We start from the raw sequence: 16,593 nt of genomic DNA on the forward strand, positions 1-16,593 counted from the left end.
CTGTAGAAGCTGCCGAAGGCTCGGGCCGCGATCGGACGATCTTTTCAAAGCAAGATCAAAAGATCGCAGCCTCGTTTCACTCGACAGCTCCTACAGGGGTATTCAAAAGGTTTGGCCCAGATTCAAATACACAGCCTGCTCATTCGCATCATTCAACCCATAACTGAAATTCAACGGCCCCAGTGGTGTATCGAAGCCAATAAACACACTGGCCGCATTAATGTAGCCACTGTCGAATTCATTATCGTTGTTCCACGCTCGCCCACGTTCCAGCGAGGCGCCGGCGTACAGCGGGAAATCCAGCGGCAGATACGAACGCGGTGTCAGCCGACGGTAATACACCGCCCGCATCAAACTGACGTTCTGCCCGGAAATCGCGTCCTCACGGAAACCTGACAACTGCCGAGCGCCGCCGAGCAGGAAGCTCGACGTCACCACATTGGTGTCGTCGAGTGTGCGGCCATAGCGTCCCCCCAGAATCAGCGTGTCGGGTCCGTGACTCATGGCTTTATCGAGTTTGAATTCCCATTGTCGGTAGCGTGTGTCTGAACCCAGGCTCGGTTCAAATTGCAGGAAGGTCAAGCTGACGTCCTTGCCCTCGTGCGGGTAGTAAACGTTGTCCAGCGAGTCGTAGGAATATTTCAACGAATAGAAGCCTTCGTTGAAGTTTTCGCTGGGCAGATCCTGATCGCCAATACGCACGTCGGCCTTGCCCCAGGCTTCACCGACACCCAAACGCACTTCGCCATTGTTGCCGATCTGCCGACCGACATTCAGGGCCATTCCGTAGCGCTCGACCCGGTATTGAGCGATCGGATCATTGTCGAGCACCGCATCGACGTTCTGTGCCTCAAACACCACCGAGGGCGCGATGAAGTAGCGAGAGCCGACGTCCAGTGGCTGATAAAACTCGCTGTACAGCTCCTGTTTTTCGCCGATCTGTGCGCGGGTCAGCCATTCCGCACCGAGGCGGTTGATGCCGTTGATACGGTAGCTGGCGCCAAGGTTGAAGGCGCTGGCGCCGCGCATGTCGTCCGACAGGTTGAGGCCGACTCGCAGGTAGTCGGTGCCGCTGCGCTTGCCCCGGGCGCTGATCACCAACGTGTGATCCTGACCCTTGTGCACTACGCGGTATTGCACCTGCTCGAAGTAATCGAGGCCGTACAAGGTGCCCATGTCCGAATGCAGTCGGCCCAGATCCAGCGGCTCGCCGATGTGCTGACGGATGTAGTAACGGATCACATCGTCGTCGACTTTCGAGTCATTCTCGACCTTGATCGCGGTGATGATCGGCGTGCGTTGGCCGGGCGCGCGCGCGGCGTTGAGTTGGGCATCCTGAGCAACCACCGGTTTGAGCCGTGCCAGGCGGGCATCGAGGATTTTGGTAGCGCGGTAACCGGCATCTATCATTTCCTGGGCGCGGCCGAAATCAGTGACGCCGAAACTCGCCAGCGCCGGTTGGATCAGCACGTCTGTCGGCTTCAGCGCGGCCAGTTGCTCCTCGGAGTTGCGCCGGGTCATCAAGGTGATCGACTGGTTAAGTACATCAACCACGGTGGTCAGTTGCTTGCGGTTGCGCAGCGGTGTGCCGATGTCGACGACAATGGCGATGTCGACGCCCATTTCCCGTGCGACATCGAGCGGGATGTTGTCGGTCATGCCGCCATCCACCAGCAGCCGGCCATCAAGTTCGACCGGGGCGAACACCGCAGGGATCGACATGCTGGCGCGGATCACCTGGGGCAGGTGACCTTTGCGGAACACCACTTTCTCGCCGTTGGCGATGTCGGTGGCCACGGCGCGGAAGGGGATCGGCAGTTTGTCGAAGTCCCGGGTGTCGCTGGTGTGCGCCAGCAGGCTTTCCAGCAGCAGCGCCAGGTTCTGGCCCTGAATCACCCCCAGCGGCAGGCCGACGCTGCCGTCGTCGCGAAAGCTCAGTTTCTGCTTCACCAGAAAATCGCGGTCATCCTGCTTGCGCCGGAACGGCACGTCTTCCCGGGGCGGCGCATCGGACAACGCCTGTTGCCAGTCGATGCTCAGGGCGAGTTTTTCCAGTTCGTCGATCTTGTAGCCCGAGGCATACAGGCCGCCAACCACCGCGCCCATGCTGGTGCCGGCAATCGCATCAATCTTGATGCCTTGCTCCTCCAGCGCCTTGAGCACGCCGATGTGCGCCAACCCGCGAGCGGCACCACCGGACAGCACGAGGCCGACTTTCGGTCGCGGCGTTTCGCTGGCGAAAACGAACAGAGGAAGGAAACCAAGCAGCAGGCAGAACAGCAGACGGCGCATTGTGAGTCTCGGGGCAAGCGGTAAAGCCGGCTATTATAGCGGCGCCCTCTGTCTCAGGAGTTTCCACGAACATGACCGTCGCAAAAGCAGAAGTTGTCATCACTTATTGCACCCAATGCCAGTGGCTGCTGCGCGCCGCGTGGCTGGCGCAGGAACTGCTCAGCACCTTCGGCGATGATCTGGGCAAAGTGTCACTGGTGCCGGGCACCGGCGGGGTGTTTCACATCACTTGCGATGACGTGCAGATCTGGGAGCGCAAGGCCGATGGTGGTTTTCCGGAAGCCAAGGTGCTCAAGCAGCGAGTGCGCGATCAGATCGATCCTGACCGCGACCTCGGCCACAACGACCGTACTCAATGAGAGGTTGCTTCGGCGGCGACGGTTTTTTTGTCGGCATGGCCAGACATGCGTGCCGACACCACGATGGCGACGATGATCAATGCGCCGCCGAGAAGCATGCGTAACGTCGGGTTCTCATTGAACAGCAGCCAGGCGATGGTGATGCCGTAGACCGGCTCCATGGCGAACACCACTGCGGCGGTGCGCGCCTTGATCACCGCCAGGCTGGCGACGAACAGGCTGTGGGCGACGCCGGTGCAGAACACCCCGAGCAGGGCGATCCACAACCAGTCCAGTGCGCGCACTTCGCTCAGTTGCGGCGCCGCGACCGGCAGCAGACACAACGCCACCACCACGTTTTGACACAACGCCGCCTGCACCGCCGGGATGCGTCCGGAGCTGGCGCGGTTGGTCAGCGACAGCAGGGAAAACAACAGCCCGGACAGCACCGCCCAGAGCAAACCGACGGTAGAGCCGCTGGCCAGATCGAACGCCGGGGTCACCAGCACCAGACCGACGCTCACCAGCACCACCAGCACAATTTCATTGGCGCGGATGCGCTCACGAAAGATCAGCCCTTCGAGAATCACCGTGAAGGCCGGGAAACTGGCAAAGCCCAACGTCGCGATCGCCACGCCGGCAACCTTCACCGCAATGAAAAAGCTCACCCAATGTCCGGCCAACAGTACGCCGCTCAGCGCCAGGCGCCGCCAGTCCACGGCTTGCAGTTTTTGCCAGCCGCTCTGGCTGGCGAAACGGGCGAAAAACGCCAGGGCAAGTACGGCGAAAGCGGCACGTCCGAAGACGATCACGGCCGGCGATGCTGCGGCGAGTTTGCCGAACACGCCGGTCAGGCCGAACATCAGAGCGCCGATATGCAGGGCGCCGAGGGCGGTACGCGGGGTCATTGCAATCCTTAATCCAGACAAGGTTTTTTTGATTGATCGTTCCCACGCAGGAGCGTGGGAACGATCAATCGTCTGCGGCAGCTCCTACACATTGAACCGTGTAACGACGCATATGTCTGTCGGCGGACTATCGGGTTTTGTTGCAGGAATCGCGTCGTAGCTGGCCGGGCGATGAACCAAACTCACGCAGGACAGCGGCCGAGAAAGCGCTTTGCGAGCTGTAGCCAACGCGACTGGCGATTTCACCGATGGGCAGCGCAGTCTCGCGCAGCAGGCCCATGGCCTTGTGCAGCCGCCGACTGCGAATGTAGTCCATCGGTGTCTGCCCGCATTCAGCGACAAACCGTGCGTGCAGGCGCGCCGTAGACAACCCGGCCACTTGCGCCAGATCGGCGACTTGCAGCGGGTATGCAGCGTTTTGCTCAATGTGCGCATCCAGCGCCGCGTAGGGCAGGCGCCGAGTGCAGAGTTCGGCAGGTTTGGCGTGATTCAGACTGGCCAACAACAGCACTGCACCTTGCTGTGCAATCACTGGATCGGTGACCGGACTGTTCGCCAGCCAGTTGACCAACTGGCTTTGCCCGGAATCCAGCGACAGGCGCGCAGGGTTGTCGAGCAAGCGGCGACTGGCGTCGGCATGGTCACCGAGTGAATCCGCGACCCATTGCCCATCGGGAATATCCAGCACCAGACAACGACTGCCCTGTGGACTGCCGCAGGCGTGATGGGCGCCGGAGGGGACCACCACGAAGCTCTGCTGACGCACCTGACTGCCACAGCCTTCCACCTCGAAATCCAGCGCGCCGGACAGGCCGAACACCAGTTGGGCGTGCTCGTGGCTGTGGACGATCAGATCGCGGGTGTACTGACGCAAGGTAAGGATCGGTCGCATGGCAGATCGTCTCCGAAGTGATCGCCAGTCTACACCAGCGCCCCCGGAATGCGCTGTCACAGGACTGACTCGTGACTGTCATGGTCGATTAACCGGACGGGCGCACTGTGGCGAAAACATCGCAGAGGGTTGCCCATGACCAGCGCCGAGCTCGCCAAACCCAGCCGCAAACAACGGGTGCGCACCTTGTGGATCTCCGACGTGCATCTGGGCACTCGGGATTGCCAGGCCGAACACTTGTCGCAATTTCTCAAGGGCTATCACGCCGACAAGATCTATCTGGTCGGCGACATCATCGACGGCTGGAAACTGCGTGGCGGCATGTACTGGCCGCAAGCGCACACCAACGTGATTCGCCGCCTGCTGACCATGAGCAAGCGCGGCACCGAGGTTATCTACGTCACCGGCAACCACGATGAATTCCTGCGTCGTTATTCGAAACTGATTCTGGGCAACATTCAGTTGGTCGATGAGGCTGTGCATGTCACGGCGGATGGCCGGCATCTGCTGGTGATTCACGGTGACCAGTTTGATGTGATCACTCGATACCACCGCTGGCTGGCGTTTCTCGGCGACTCGGCCTACGAATTTACGCTGACGCTCAATCGCTGGCTCAACCATTGGCGCGCGCGGTATGGCTACGGTTACTGGTCCCTTTCGGCCTATCTCAAACACAAAGTGAAGACCGCCGTGAGCTTCATCAGCGATTTTGAAGAAGCGATCGCCCATGAGTGCGTGAAGCGTGAATTGCATGGCGTGGTGTGCGGGCACATTCACCATGCCGAGATCCGTAAGGTCGGCGAGGTGGATTACCTCAATTGTGGCGATTGGGTGGAGTCGTGTACGGCGTTGATCGAACACTGGGACGGCAAGATCGAGCTTTATCGGTTGGCGGATGCGCAGGCGCGTGAGGCTGAACTCAAGACTGCCAAAGTGGCCGAGATCGCTTAAAAGCAAAAGCTCGCAGCCTTCGGCAGCTCCTGCACATGGCCTCATGCAGGAGCTGCCGAAGGCTGCGAGCTTTTGATCTTCAGGCGTGTTCTTCCATCGCCGCCTTGTAAATCGAGTGCTTCGGCTGGGCAAACAACCGCTGCATCATCGGCTCGAAAAAGCTTAGCGGCAGGGTGTCATACGCCGGGTCGAACGCCGCCGCGTCGTATTTTGCGCAGAATTCGGCGGTCGCCTGAAACTGCGGGTGCTCCTTGAACTGCTCGCGCAGGTGCCGATCCATGCCCAGGTGATGGAAGAAGTAATAGCCCTGGAAGATCCCGTGCTTTTCCACCATCCAAAGGTTTTCGGCACTGACGAACGGCTTGAGAATCGCCGCGGCAATGTCCGGATGGTTGTAAGAACCGAGGGTGTCGCCGATGTCATGCAACAACGCGCACACCACATATTCCTCGTCACGCCCGTCACGATACGCGCGGGTCGCGGTTTGCAGCGAGTGGGTCAGGCGATCCACGGGGAAACCGCCGAAATCACCTTCAAGCAATTTCAGGTGGGTCATGATCCGTGATGGCAGCTGTTTGGCGTAGGCACTGAAGTCTGCGGCGATGATCGCCCAGTCCTCCTGCGTACCGTCCTTCATGTGGGTGAAGCGGGCATTGGCGTTCATTGGCCATCCTCAATGTCGGTTTTCAGAAGGCCACGCGACCCAGAATCATGTCGCGGTACATGGCGAAATCGCCGAGCAAGCTGTACAGCGGATGCTGAAAAGTCGCCGGTCGATTCTTTTCAAAGAAGAAATGCCCGACCCAGGCGAAGCTGTAACCGGCCAGCGGCAAGGCCAGCAACAGCAGCCAGGCACCCTTGGCGATGGTCAGCGCGAGAATAAAAATCACCAGTGTCGTGCCGATGAAATGCAGGCGACGACAGGTGCTATTGCTGTGTTCGCTGAGGTAATACGGGTAAAACTCAGCGAAGCTGTTGAAATGCTTGATGTTTTCCACGACCGCGTTCTCTGTGGTTGTTGTTCTGGCGACGAGTTGTTCTGCGGGTAGCTTATTTGAGTCTAGAGTGATCATTGGCGTGGGCCAGTGACTATCGGCGCCACTTTAGTATCCTTCGCAAATCAGGCCGTAGCACGCGGCCCCTCATGTAAAAGAAAAACACCATGAGCGAACGAACGACTTCTGCAAGTTGGGCGATGGGGATTGTCAAAGCATTGGAGATGGACGGCCTGGATTGCCGGGTTCTGTTCAAGCAGTTGGGGCTCGATTACGCCGCCCTGGATGATCCGGATGCGCGCTTCCCGCAAGATTCCATGACCCGACTCTGGCAACGGGCGGTCGAGCTGTCCGGCAACCCGGCGATCGGCCTGAACATGGGCAAAGTGGTGCGACCGGCGTCGTTTCATGTCGCCGGTTATGCGCTGATGTCCAGCAACACGTTGGCCGAAGGCTTTCAGCGACTGGTGCGCTATCAGCGGATCATTGCCGAGAGTGCCGACCTGAGCTTTCGCCTGCTGGAAGAAGGTTATGCGCTGATTCTGACGGTGCATGGCGACCACCTGCCGCCGACCCGGCAAAGCGCCGAAGCCTCGCTGGCGTGTGCGTTGGCCCTGTGTGGCTGGCTGAGCGGGCGCACGCTGCACCCGGTCAAAGTGCTGGTGCAGGGCGATGAACCGCAAAATCTGCAACCTTACAAACAGGCTTTCCATGCACCGCTGACGTTTAACGCACCTTACGACGCGTTGATTTTCGAGCGCGCCGACATGGAAGCGCCGCTGCCCACCGCCAACGAGGCGATGGCGCTGTTGCATGACCGGTTTGCGGGGGAATACCTGGCGCGGTTTTCCGAAAGTCGCGTGACCCACAAGGCCCGCCAGGTGCTCTGCCGTTTGCTGCCGCAGGGTGAGCCCAAGCGCGATACCGTCGCGCAGACCTTGCACTTGTCGCAGCGCACGCTGCAGCGCCGGTTGCAGGAGGAGGGCACGAGTTTTCAGCAATTGCTCGATGACACCCGCCGCGAACTGGCCGAGCAGTACCTGGCGCAACCGAGCATGACCCTGCTGGAAATCGCCTATCTGTTGGGTTTTGCCGATCCGAGCAATTTCTTTCGCGCGTTCCGGCGTTGGTTCGACACCACGCCCGGCGATTACCGGGCGCGGTTGTTACAGGCGCCGAATGCGATCAGTGACGCCAAAAGGCCGGAATACACAGCACAAACACCGTGATGATCTCCAGTCGGCCGAGCAGCATGCCGAACGACAGGATCCACTTGGCAGCATCCGGCAGCGTCGCGAAGTTGCCCGCCGGGCCAATGGTTTCGCCCAACCCCGGGCCTACGCCGGATACGGTACTGGCGGCGCCGGTCAGCGCGGTCATCCAGTCCACGCCCAACAGTGACAGCAGCAGGGCGATCACGCAGATGGTGATGGCGAAGAAGAACGAGAAGGTCAGAATCGAGCGCACGATCTCTTCGTCGAGGCGGTGACCGTTGTACTTCTGCTTGATCACCGCGCGCGGGTGGATCAACTGGTTAAGGTTGGCCTTGAGCAGGATGTAGGCGACCTGGAAACGGAAGATCTTGATCCCGCCGGCAGTCGAGCCCGAGCAGCCACCCACAAAACCCAGATAGAAAAACAGCATCAGCGAGAAGTTGCCCCACAGGCTGTAATCACCGAGGGCAAAACCGGTGGTGGTCAGCACCGACGTCACGTTCAGCGCCACATGGCGCAAAGCTTCGAGCCAATGCAGATTGGTCGTCCACCAATACCAGGTGCCGAGCACCAGCCAGGTCACCAGCAACATGCCGAGCAAACCCTGCACCTGTTGATCCTTGATCAGCGCCTTGCGGTTGCCCCGCAACGTGGCTACGTAGAGGGTAAACGGCAAGCTGCCGAGAATCATGACCACCACCGCCACCCAGTGCACCGCCGGTTGCGTCCACTTGGCCAGCGACTGGTCGGAGGTCGAGAACCCGCCGGTGGAAATCGCCGACATCGCATGATTGATCGCGTCGAACAGGCTCATCCCGGCCCACCAGAACGCCAGGCTGCCGAGGATGGTGATGCCGACGTAAGCCGCCACGATCAGTCGCGCCACCATGTGCGAGCGCGGCATGACCTTTTCCGAGCGGTCTGACGATTCGGTCTGGAACAGGCGCATGCCACCGATGCGCAGCAGCGGCAGAATCGCTACCGCCATGCCGATAAAGCCAATGCCGCCAAGCCAGTGCAGCAGCGAGCGCCACATCAGGATGCCGGGCGACATGGTGTCCAGGCCGCTGAGTACGGTCGAACCGGTGGCGGTGATGCCGGACATGCTTTCGAAAAACGAGTCGGTGTAGCTGATGTGCTGGGTCAGCAGAAACGGCAGCGCCGCGAAGATACATACCACCAGCCAACTGCTGACGGTCAGCAGGTACATGTCGCGCGGGCGCAGATGAATGTGTTCCGGGCGACCGGGAATCACCAGCGCGAGGCCGGCGACGAAGGTGATCATGCTTGCCCAGAGGAACGACGGCAGATCGCCGGTGCGATCGAAAATCACCAGGGTGGCCATGGGCACGACCATGGCAATCGCCAGGGTGATCAGGAAGATGCCGATGATGAAACCAATGATCCGTAAGGTCGGCAACGCCATGAAGTCCGCTCGGGCTGATGTGGGAAGGGCGCCATTCTACCTGTGGGGCAGGGCATGTAAACCGGCATCCCTTTGACAGATACAGCTAGAATAGCCGCACATTTTTCTCAGGAGGTGGCCGATGCAGGCTCTCGACGCTTTGCTCAACCGTGTTTCCGTTCCCCGACTGGTCGAACCGGCCCCGACTGCCGAGCAGCGCGAAGCCTTGTTTGGCGCGGCGCTGCGTGCACCGGATCACGGGCATTTGCAGCCGTATCGCTTCCTGACTGTCGAAGGCGCGGCGCGTGAGCAGATGGGCGAGTTGCTGGCCGAGGCTGCGCAGAAGCAGGAAGGCGAAGTCACTGAAGCAATGATCGACAAAGCCCGCAACGGCCCACTGCGGGCGCCGTTGGTAGTTGTGGTGATCGCGAAGTTGCAGGAACACGTCAAGTACCCGAAGGCTGAGCAATTGCTGGCGGCGGGCTGTGCGGCGCACGGGATTTTGCTGGCAGCGTATGCGCAGGGGATTGGTGCTGTTTGGCGTACCGGTGATCTGGCTTATTCGGCGCATGTGGCCAAAGGCCTGGGGCTGGCGGAAGGTGAAGAAGTGATTGCCTTCCTGTACCTCGGTACGCCGCAGAAAGAACCGCGTGTGGCTGAGAAGGTTGATCTGGCGGAGTTTGTCAGCGCTTGGCCGGGTAAAGCCTGAAGATCAAAAGCCCCTCACCCTAACCCTCTCCCGGGGGGAGAGGGGACTGATTGGGGGATACTCCAGAGATACGCCGACCTGAGCGATTTTTGGTGAATCCGGAATCGACTCGGTTTAGCGCTTGGTGTAACCATAATCGACACGGTTTTTCAGGTCGATGTATGACGCAAGACCCTTCGGTCGGCCCCGTCTCCCTCCGGGAGAGGGCTGGGGTGAGGGTGGCTCTTAGGGCTGCACTACAGCACCCGGCACCAACGGCAACTCCAGACTGGCAATAAACCCGCCCTCAGAATGATTCGCCAACACCAGACTCCCGCCATGGCGCTCCGCCGCACGCTTGGCAATCGCCAATCCAAGACCATGCCCCGCTGCGGTCTGCCCCGGCGCCCGATAGAACGGCTCGCCTAACTGATTCAAATGCTCGGCCTGCACCCCCGGCCCATGGTCACGCACGCTCACCACGATGCGTTCGCCCTGACGTGAGGCCTTCATTTCAATCGGCTGGCCCTCCGGATTGAAACGCTGGGCATTGCGCAGCAGGTTATCGACAGCGCGCTCGATCATGGTCGGCCAACCCTTGAAATTCAGTTGCGGCTCGACGTCCAGGTGCACGGTCTGCTCTGGCGAGCCGAGTTGCGCGTCCTTTTGCAGAAGGCTGAGCAGTGCGTTCAAGTCCACTTCTTCAGCGCTGGCGTTGTCGGCATCGACCCGCGCCAACACCAGAATTTCACTGATCAACGCTTCGAGCCGGTCGCATTCGCGGGTCAGGCGGGGCCAGAGCTTTTCCCGTTCTTCAGGGTTTGCCCGTTCGGCCAGCGCCAAGGCAATGCGCAGGCGTGCCAGCGGTGAACGCAGCTCGTGGGACACGTCGCGCAGCAGTTGCCGCTGACTGCCGATCAGACTTTGCAGGCGCGCGCCCATGCGGTTGAAGTCGGTTGCCAGCACGCCGAACTCGTCGCGGCGGTTGGCCAGTTTCGCCAGGCTATTTTGCTGATAAGTCGTCTGCCCCAGATCATGCACCGCGCCGCGCAAGCGGCTGAGCGGGCGGGTGATGGAGAACGTCACCAGCAGGCTGAACAGGGTTAGCACCACCAGCGCGATACCCAGCGCACTTAACGGCCAGAGCAGGCTTTCGCGGTGCCAGGCGTCGAGTTCCGGGTGCGGGATGCGGTAGATGAACAGGTAGGTGTCGCCGGTTTTGTCACTGGTGAATTCATCGGTCAGACGCCGCCATGGCAGGCGGCGGTCATCGTTGTTCTGGCGGGCTTCGAAGGCTGCCGCGCGGCGGGGAAAGGTGCCGCGCACCACTGGGTCGCCGGTCTCGTTGAGGACCTGAACGTCGATGTGGTACTGGCGTTTGCGTTGCTCGAGGATATTCTGGGCGGCTTCTTCGCCTTGGGCTTCGTAGGTCTGCGTCCACTCGGCGGCCAGAGTGTTGAGGCCGGGGTGACGACTGAGGATCCACGCGTCCTGATTGAGCATGTGCCCCAGCAGAATGGAGAGCCCTGCCACCAGAGCGATAGCCAGCCAGAAGCTCGCGAGAATACGCCAGAACAATGAACGCACAGAAAATCCTCAATCAGACACAAAACCCCTGTAGGAGTTGCCGCAGGCTGCGATCTGATCGTTCCCACGCTCTGCGTGGGAACGCAGCCGGGGACGCTCTGCGTCCCACAGCTAAAAGATCGCAGCCTGCGGCAGCTCCTGCAGGGTCGAATGTAAGCAGGCCCAACGGTTTAAGCCGTTGGGCCTGAAGTCAGAACATTATTGCGCCTTTTGCGGCTGTTGCGCTTTCCAGGCCTTGAACTCGGCCCATTCTGCGCGACGTTCGGCCTGTTTCTTCTGCATCTCGTCGAATTTCTTCTGTTGATCCGGTTTCAACACGGCGCGGACATCGGACTCGGCTTTTTTGTGGTTGGCCGCGATCTCGTCCTTCATGGCTTTCTGGTCGGCTGGCGAGAGTTTTTCCAGGTACTTGTCGACCACTTGCTTACGCTCGTGCATCTGCTCGCCCATGATCTTGCGGATCTGCTCGCGTTGTTCGCGGGACAGGTCGAGTTGGCTGTACGGGCCTTTGCCGTGCATGCCGTGCATCTGACCGCCGTGGCGTGGGCCGTCGAGCGGGCCACCCATCGGGCCGCCATCTTGCGGCATGGCCATGGCGACGGTTGGCAGAGCGGCAGCGAACATCAGAGCGATAAGAGTCTTGCGCATGGTGTATCTCCTTGTCTCGTTCCCGGTACGTTCCGGATGAGTTCAGATTACGGAGATCAAGGTCAGCGGCGGTCAGCGCTACGTAAAGCTTGGGTAAAGACGATACGGCGCTGACCTGACAAAAATGACACAGCGTCAGAGGCTGTAGTAGTAACCGCGGCTGCGCAGAGCCACGATCCGCGGGCGGCCGTCGGGGTGTGGGCCGATCTTTTTGCGCAGGTTGCTGACGTGCATGTCGAGGCTGCGGTCGTACAAGGTCAACTTGCGGCCGAGGGCAAGTTGCGCCAGTTCCTGTTTGTCCAGCGGCTCGCCGGGCTGTTTGAGCAACGCTTCGAGCAAGCGGCTTTCGGAAACGGTAAGGGTCAGTTCTTTCTCGTCGATGCTGACCACGCCGCGCACCGGGCTGAAACTCAGGTCACCCAGTTCCAACTGCGTCGACACGGCGGCCGGATGGCTGCGGCGCAACACGGCGCGCAAGCGGGCAGTCAGTTCACGCGGGTCGCAGGGTTTGGCCAGGTAATCGTCGGCGCCCAGTTCCAGGCCGAGAATGCGGTCCAGCGGCTCGCCACGGGCGGAGAGCATCAGCACCGGCAGATCGGCGTGATCGTTACGCAATTGCTTGAGCAGTTCCAGACCACTGCCATCGGGCAGCATCACGTCCAGCACCACTGCCGCCGGAGCGGTTTCGGCCAAGGCCTTGCGGGCGCTCTGACCGTCGTGGCAGGCGCGCACCTGGAAGCCTTCCTGGCTCAACCAACTGCTCAGGAGCTCACACAGCTCCACGTCATCATCAATAAGTAACAGCTCGCTCATGACTCACTCAATTTAGCCATTGCCGACGTTTTCGGCTTGCACCACTGGCAAAGATACCGCAGAGCAGCGCCAATAGCGCTACCCCGGCGCCTGTGACGAACCACTGCTGCTGATCGGTCAGCAGGCGCGGCAGCGTGCTGGCCTGGGCTTCCTTGAGTTGCAGCTTGAGGCGCTGGTTCTCTTGGCGCAACCGGGCGAGCTGGGCGCTCTCGCGGGTGTTGTCGGCATTTTGCAGTTGTTTGTTCAATTCTTCGCGCTGCTGCTCGCTGGCCTTGAGACGCTGTTGCAACTCGGTGATCTGGCTGCCGGCACTCAATGACAATGGCGTAGAGCTGCCGCCTTCGGTGGCTTCCTCACCATGGGCGGGCGCCATGATCGACAACGTGACCAACATCAGACACAACGGACCCTTGCGCATCGCGACACCTGTTTCCAAATGGATATTGGGCAGGTTGTCGGCAGGCAAACAAGAATAATGAGCGATTGAGAACGCGATGAACCGACAAGGTTCATCGCGTGGAGGATTTGCGGGGGAAAGTTACGGCAGGACTTGCTTGAACGGCTTCACGATCACAGTGGCGTAGACCCCGGCAGCGATGTACGGATCGGCATCGGCCCAGGCTTGCGCGGCGCTAAGGGAATCGAATTCGGCGACGATCAGGCTGCCGGTGAAACCCGCTGCACCCGGATCATTGCTGTCGACGGCCGGGTGCGGGCCGGCCAATACGATGCGGCCTTCGCCCTTGAGCACTTGCAGGCGTTCCAGGTGCGCAGGGCGCGCGGCCAGGCGAGCTTCGAGCGAGTTGGCAACGTCGGTGGCAATGATTGCGTAGAGCATGTCAGTCCTCGGTTTTTGGTGTTGTGGTATCGGTGTCGTGCAGGTGACGGGACAGATAAATGCCCTGAGCCACCAGGAACAGCACGGTCATGCCCAGGCTGCCGAACACCTTGAAGTCCACCCAGATGCTCTGGAAGGTGAAGGCGACGAACAGGTTGGCGGCCCCGCAGAACAGGAAAAAGGCGATCCAGGCGATGTTCAGGCGCGTCCAGACTGGATCCGGCAGGGTCAGTGCATGGCCCATGATGCGCTTGATCAGCAGGCGGTCACCGATGAAGTGGCTGCCGATGAAGGCGACAGCGAACAACCAGTTGACCACCGGGGCTTTCCATTTCAGGAACGTCTCGCTGTGGAAGGCCAGGGTCAGGCTGCCGAACACGAGGCAGGCGATCAGGGTCAGCCATTGGCTCTTTTCCAGCTTGCGCTGTTTGATGAAAAGCGCGCCGTACACCGCCAGAGAGCTGATGATCAGCATCGCAGTGGCGCTGTAAATACCGCCTACAGTGACTTCATGGCCCGCAATGTCGACGACCCGTGGATCAAGTTTGTAAACGATGAAAAACAGCAGAAGCGGGATGAAATCGATGAATTGTTTCACAGTGAGAGCCAGAAGCTGGATGTGGCGGCATAATAACAAACATATGGGCGCGCGATAGCGCCGGCTGATTTGAGGTTACAACTCCCCGTGAATGTTGATTTGCACTGTCACAGCACGGCCTCCGATGGCGCCCTGGCGCCTGCGGTTCTGGTTGCGCGTGCGTTCGAGAACGGCGTGCGAGTCTTGGCATTGACCGACCATGACACCCTCGAAGGCCTCGCCGAAGCGCGCATGGCCGCGACTGAGTTGGGGATGCAACTGGTCAATGGCGTCGAACTCTCCTGCACCTGGGGCGGCGCGACCATCCATGTGTTGGGCTACGGTTTCGACGTCAACGCCGCGCCGCTGGTCGAGGCCATCGCCAAGTTGCACGATGGCCGCTGGCTGCGGTCGGAAGAAATAAGCCGCAAGCTCGCCCTCAAGGGCATGCCCGGCGCCCTCGACGGCGCAAGACAGATCCAGCAAGCACTGGGTGACAGCGGCAACGCGCCGGCCCGTCCGCATTTCGCCGACTGGATGGTGCGTGAAGGTTATGTAAAGGATCGCGCCGAGGCATTCCGCAAATGGCTTGGCGCCGGCAAGCTGGGCGACGTCAAACTGCACTGGCCGACTCTGGAAGACACTGTCGCTACCCTGCGCGCCGCCGGGGCCTGGGTCAGTCTGGCGCATCCATGGCACTACGATTTCACCCGCAGCAAGCGCCGAAAGCTGATTGCCGACTATATTCAAGCGGGCGGGCATGCGATCGAAGTGGTCAATGGCCATCAGCCTGCGGAACAGGTGGGCAGCCTGGCAATCCTTGCCCGTGAGTTCGGTCTGCTGGTCAGCGCCGGCAGTGATTTTCATGGCCCTGGAGGCTGGTCCGAGATCGGCCAATACCGGCCGGTTCCCGAGGACCTTCCACCCCTGTGGTGTCGGTTCAAACATGACACAGTTATTGCCGCCGTCTGAACAGGTAGAGAATGTGAGTCAATTTTTCCAGATTCATCCGGAAAACCCGCAAGCGCGCCTGATCAAACAGGCAGTCGAGATCATCCGCAAGGGCGGGGTGGTGATTTATCCCACTGACTCTTCCTACGCCATTGGTTGCCAGATTGGCGACAAGACGGCCATTGAGCGCGTGCGGCGGCTGCGTCAGCTCGATGAGAAACACAACTTCGCGCTGATCTGCAGCGATCTGTCGCAACTGGGTAACTACGCCAAGATCGACACCGGCACCTTCCGCATTCTCAAGGCGCACCTGCCAGGGCCGTACACCTTCATTCTCAATGCCACCCGTGAAGTGCCGCGGCTGCTCCTGCATCCGAAGAAGCGCACCATCGGCCTGCGCGTGCCGAGCCACCCGATTGCGTTGGCGCTGTTGGCCGAACTCGGCGAGCCGCTGATGAGCGTGACCCTGATCATGCCCGGCGACGAAGATCCACTGAGCGATCCGTACGAAATGCGCCAGTTGCTCGAACACCAAGTGGACTTGATCATCGACGGCGGTTTTGGCGGCATCAAGGCCTCCACCGTGATCGACCTGACCGGCGACGATCCGGAAGTGATCCGCGTCGGTTGCGGCGATCCTGCCCCGTTCATGGTCGAGGCCTGAATGTCCGCAGTAGAAACCGTTGTCGATCCGCAGGCCGGCGCCCAGCAGGAACTGCCGTTTGCCATGGTCTATGGCCAGGCGGTCATGGAAATGCCGCTGGACCTTTACATTCCACCGGATGCACTCGAGGTCTTCCTTGAAGCCTTCGAAGGCCCGCTCGACCTGCTGCTGTACCTGATCCGCAAACAGAACATCAACATCCTCGACATCCCGGTGGCGGAAATCACCCGCCAGTACATGGGTTATGTCGAGTTGATGCAGTCGGTGCGTCTTGAACTGGCCGCCGAGTATCTGGTGATGGCCGCGATGCTGGCCGAGATCAAGTCGCGCATGCTGCTGCCACGGGCCGAAACCGTCGAAGACGAAGAAGACGACCCGCGCGCCGAACTGATCCGCCGCTTGCAGGAGTACGAACGCTTCAAGGCGGCCGCTGAAGGCATTGATGGCTTGAGCCGGGTTGGCCGCGACGTCGTGGTGCCCAAGCTCGACGCCCCGGAAGCCCGGGCGCGCAAGTTGTTGCCCGATGTGGCGCTGGAAGAAATCCTGATGTGCATGGCCGAAGTGCTGCGCCGTGGCGACATGTTTGAAAGCCATCAGGTCAGCCGCGAGGCCCTGTCCACCCGCGAGCGCATGAGCGATGTGCTGGAACGGCTCAAGGGCGGCGGTTTTGTGCCGTTCGTCGAGCTGTTCACTGCCGAAGAAGGTCGCCTCGGTGTGGTAGTGACCTTTATGGCGATCCTTGAACTGGTCAAGGAATCCTTGGTCGAGCTGGTGCAGAATGAGCCGTTCGCCGCGATCCACGTGCGAGCCCGAGCCGAATAACGAGTCGAAA

Annotated in this window: 19 protein-coding genes; 7 read left to right on the plus strand and 12 right to left on the minus strand. The window is 60.5% G+C overall.

The features are described 5' to 3' along the window. Positions 1 to 102: 102 nt before the first annotated feature. Entirely contained in the window at positions 103 to 2,292 is a 2,190-nt protein-coding gene (locus ACA074_RS07510; protein ID WP_489878480.1) for a patatin-like phospholipase family protein, read from the minus strand. A gap of 71 nt (positions 2,293 to 2,363) precedes the next feature. Between ACA074_RS07510 and ACA074_RS07515 the strand changes: the two genes are divergently transcribed. Then, the gene (locus ACA074_RS07515) at positions 2,364 to 2,651 is read left to right on the plus strand and encodes an Rdx family protein (RefSeq protein ID WP_095187805.1); all 288 of its coding nucleotides are present in this window, start codon (positions 2,364 to 2,366) and stop codon (positions 2,649 to 2,651) included. Here the strand turns inward: ACA074_RS07515 and ACA074_RS07520 are convergent. Both ACA074_RS07520 and ACA074_RS07525 read right to left on the minus strand, forming a co-directional pair. After that, complete coding sequence (locus tag ACA074_RS07520) at positions 2,645 to 3,538, minus strand: DMT family transporter (protein WP_187677319.1); 894 nt, start codon at positions 3,536 to 3,538, stop codon at positions 2,645 to 2,647. The two genes, ACA074_RS07515 and ACA074_RS07520, sit on opposite strands and share 7 nt — an antisense overlap. A gap of 127 nt (positions 3,539 to 3,665) precedes the next feature. Then, complete coding sequence (locus tag ACA074_RS07525; protein WP_489878482.1) at positions 3,666 to 4,430, minus strand: helix-turn-helix transcriptional regulator; 765 nt, start codon at positions 4,428 to 4,430, stop codon at positions 3,666 to 3,668. Positions 4,431 to 4,565: 135 nt separating this feature from the next. Between ACA074_RS07525 and ACA074_RS07530 the strand changes: the two genes are divergently transcribed. Next, entirely contained in the window at positions 4,566 to 5,381 is an 816-nt protein-coding gene (locus tag ACA074_RS07530) for a UDP-2,3-diacylglucosamine diphosphatase (RefSeq protein WP_497678721.1), read from the plus strand. Positions 5,382 to 5,460: 79 nt separating this feature from the next. On the opposite strand, the gene ACA074_RS07535 is transcribed toward ACA074_RS07530, so the two are convergent. Continuing rightward, complete coding sequence (locus ACA074_RS07535; protein WP_187677322.1) at positions 5,461 to 6,045, minus strand: HD domain-containing protein; 585 nt, start codon at positions 6,043 to 6,045, stop codon at positions 5,461 to 5,463. Between the two features lie 22 nt (positions 6,046 to 6,067). Continuing rightward, the gene (locus ACA074_RS07540) at positions 6,068 to 6,379 is read right to left on the minus strand and encodes an Mpo1-like protein (protein WP_187677323.1); all 312 of its coding nucleotides are present in this window, start codon (positions 6,377 to 6,379) and stop codon (positions 6,068 to 6,070) included. Positions 6,380 to 6,543: 164 nt separating this feature from the next. Here ACA074_RS07540 and ACA074_RS07545 point away from each other — a divergent pair, with 164 nt between their 5' ends. Beyond that, positions 6,544 to 7,605, plus strand: coding sequence for an AraC family transcriptional regulator (locus ACA074_RS07545; protein WP_401268954.1), 1,062 nt, complete (start codon positions 6,544 to 6,546; stop codon positions 7,603 to 7,605). Here the strand turns inward: ACA074_RS07545 and ACA074_RS07550 are convergent. Continuing rightward, positions 7,562 to 9,016, minus strand: coding sequence for a TrkH family potassium uptake protein (locus ACA074_RS07550; protein WP_497678722.1), 1,455 nt, complete (start codon positions 9,014 to 9,016; stop codon positions 7,562 to 7,564). The genes ACA074_RS07545 and ACA074_RS07550 overlap by 44 nt on opposite strands. Before the next feature lie 121 nt (positions 9,017 to 9,137). On the opposite strand from ACA074_RS07550, the gene ACA074_RS07555 reads away from it, so the two are divergent. After that, positions 9,138 to 9,704, plus strand: coding sequence for a nitroreductase family protein (locus ACA074_RS07555; RefSeq protein ID WP_187677325.1), 567 nt, complete (start codon positions 9,138 to 9,140; stop codon positions 9,702 to 9,704). 225 nt (positions 9,705 to 9,929) lie between these two features. On the opposite strand, the gene ACA074_RS07560 is transcribed toward ACA074_RS07555, so the two are convergent. The 6 genes from ACA074_RS07560 to ACA074_RS07585 form a co-directional block, all read right to left on the minus strand. Beyond that, a complete protein-coding gene (locus ACA074_RS07560; protein ID WP_401268956.1) occupies positions 9,930 to 11,270 on the minus strand; it encodes a sensor histidine kinase in 1,341 nt (446 codons plus the stop codon). A gap of 198 nt (positions 11,271 to 11,468) precedes the next feature. Next, on the minus strand, positions 11,469 to 11,918 hold the full coding sequence (locus tag ACA074_RS07565; RefSeq protein WP_497678723.1) for a Spy/CpxP family protein refolding chaperone: 450 nt from the start codon (positions 11,916 to 11,918) through the stop codon (positions 11,469 to 11,471). 135 nt (positions 11,919 to 12,053) lie between these two features. After that, positions 12,054 to 12,731 carry a response regulator transcription factor gene (locus tag ACA074_RS07570; RefSeq protein WP_187677328.1) on the minus strand — a complete coding sequence of 226 codons (678 nt, stop codon included), beginning with the start codon at positions 12,729 to 12,731 and terminating at the stop codon, positions 12,054 to 12,056. A gap of 7 nt (positions 12,732 to 12,738) precedes the next feature. Next, on the minus strand, positions 12,739 to 13,149 hold the full coding sequence (locus ACA074_RS07575; protein ID WP_187677329.1) for an SH3 domain-containing protein: 411 nt from the start codon (positions 13,147 to 13,149) through the stop codon (positions 12,739 to 12,741). A 120-nt stretch (positions 13,150 to 13,269) separates the two neighbouring features. Continuing rightward, complete coding sequence (locus ACA074_RS07580) at positions 13,270 to 13,569, minus strand: YciI family protein (protein ID WP_187677330.1); 300 nt, start codon at positions 13,567 to 13,569, stop codon at positions 13,270 to 13,272. Position 13,570: 1 nt separating this feature from the next. Beyond that, the gene (locus tag ACA074_RS07585; RefSeq protein WP_187677331.1) at positions 13,571 to 14,167 is read right to left on the minus strand and encodes a septation protein A; all 597 of its coding nucleotides are present in this window, start codon (positions 14,165 to 14,167) and stop codon (positions 13,571 to 13,573) included. Between the two features lie 87 nt (positions 14,168 to 14,254). Here ACA074_RS07585 and ACA074_RS07590 point away from each other — a divergent pair, with 87 nt between their 5' ends. The 3 genes from ACA074_RS07590 to ACA074_RS07600 are packed head-to-tail and all read left to right on the plus strand — an operon-like array spanning position 14,255 to position 16,583. Then, a complete protein-coding gene (locus ACA074_RS07590; RefSeq protein ID WP_497678724.1) occupies positions 14,255 to 15,118 on the plus strand; it encodes a PHP domain-containing protein in 864 nt (287 codons plus the stop codon). A gap of 13 nt (positions 15,119 to 15,131) precedes the next feature. After that, complete coding sequence (locus tag ACA074_RS07595) at positions 15,132 to 15,761, plus strand: L-threonylcarbamoyladenylate synthase (RefSeq protein ID WP_007966016.1); 630 nt, start codon at positions 15,132 to 15,134, stop codon at positions 15,759 to 15,761. Then, a complete protein-coding gene (locus ACA074_RS07600; protein WP_103305317.1) occupies positions 15,762 to 16,583 on the plus strand; it encodes a segregation and condensation protein A in 822 nt (273 codons plus the stop codon). The last annotated feature ends 10 nt before the right edge of the window (positions 16,584 to 16,593 follow it).

It is taken from the genome of Pseudomonas sp. LBUM1655 (assembly GCF_059716085.1).

Excerpts from the sequence above, each read along its gene's own strand:
- ACA074_RS07575 (WP_187677329.1), bottom strand. The coding sequence starts at position 13,149 with ATGCGCAAGGGTCCGTTGTGTCTGATGTTGGTCACGTTGTCGATCATG.
- ACA074_RS07535 (WP_187677322.1), bottom strand. The coding sequence starts at position 6,045 with ATGAACGCCAATGCCCGCTTCACCCACATGAAGGACGGTACGCAGGAG.
- ACA074_RS07545 (WP_401268954.1), top strand. The coding sequence starts at position 6,544 with ATGAGCGAACGAACGACTTCTGCAAGTTGGGCGATGGGGATTGTCAAA.
- ACA074_RS07525 (WP_489878482.1), bottom strand. The coding sequence starts at position 4,430 with ATGCGACCGATCCTTACCTTGCGTCAGTACACCCGCGATCTGATCGTC.
- ACA074_RS07530 (WP_497678721.1), top strand. The coding sequence starts at position 4,566 with ATGACCAGCGCCGAGCTCGCCAAACCCAGCCGCAAACAACGGGTGCGC.
- ACA074_RS07600 (WP_103305317.1), top strand. The coding sequence starts at position 15,762 with ATGTCCGCAGTAGAAACCGTTGTCGATCCGCAGGCCGGCGCCCAGCAG.
- ACA074_RS07580 (WP_187677330.1), bottom strand. The coding sequence starts at position 13,569 with ATGCTCTACGCAATCATTGCCACCGACGTTGCCAACTCGCTCGAAGCT.
- ACA074_RS07565 (WP_497678723.1), bottom strand. The coding sequence starts at position 11,918 with ATGCGCAAGACTCTTATCGCTCTGATGTTCGCTGCCGCTCTGCCAACC.
- ACA074_RS07520 (WP_187677319.1), bottom strand. The coding sequence starts at position 3,538 with ATGACCCCGCGTACCGCCCTCGGCGCCCTGCATATCGGCGCTCTGATG.
- ACA074_RS07570 (WP_187677328.1), bottom strand. The coding sequence starts at position 12,731 with ATGAGCGAGCTGTTACTTATTGATGATGACGTGGAGCTGTGTGAGCTC.
- ACA074_RS07510 (WP_489878480.1), bottom strand. The coding sequence starts at position 2,292 with ATGCGCCGTCTGCTGTTCTGCCTGCTGCTTGGTTTCCTTCCTCTGTTC.
- ACA074_RS07550 (WP_497678722.1), bottom strand. The coding sequence starts at position 9,016 with ATGGCGTTGCCGACCTTACGGATCATTGGTTTCATCATCGGCATCTTC.
- ACA074_RS07555 (WP_187677325.1), top strand. The coding sequence starts at position 9,138 with ATGCAGGCTCTCGACGCTTTGCTCAACCGTGTTTCCGTTCCCCGACTG.
- ACA074_RS07515 (WP_095187805.1), top strand. The coding sequence starts at position 2,364 with ATGACCGTCGCAAAAGCAGAAGTTGTCATCACTTATTGCACCCAATGC.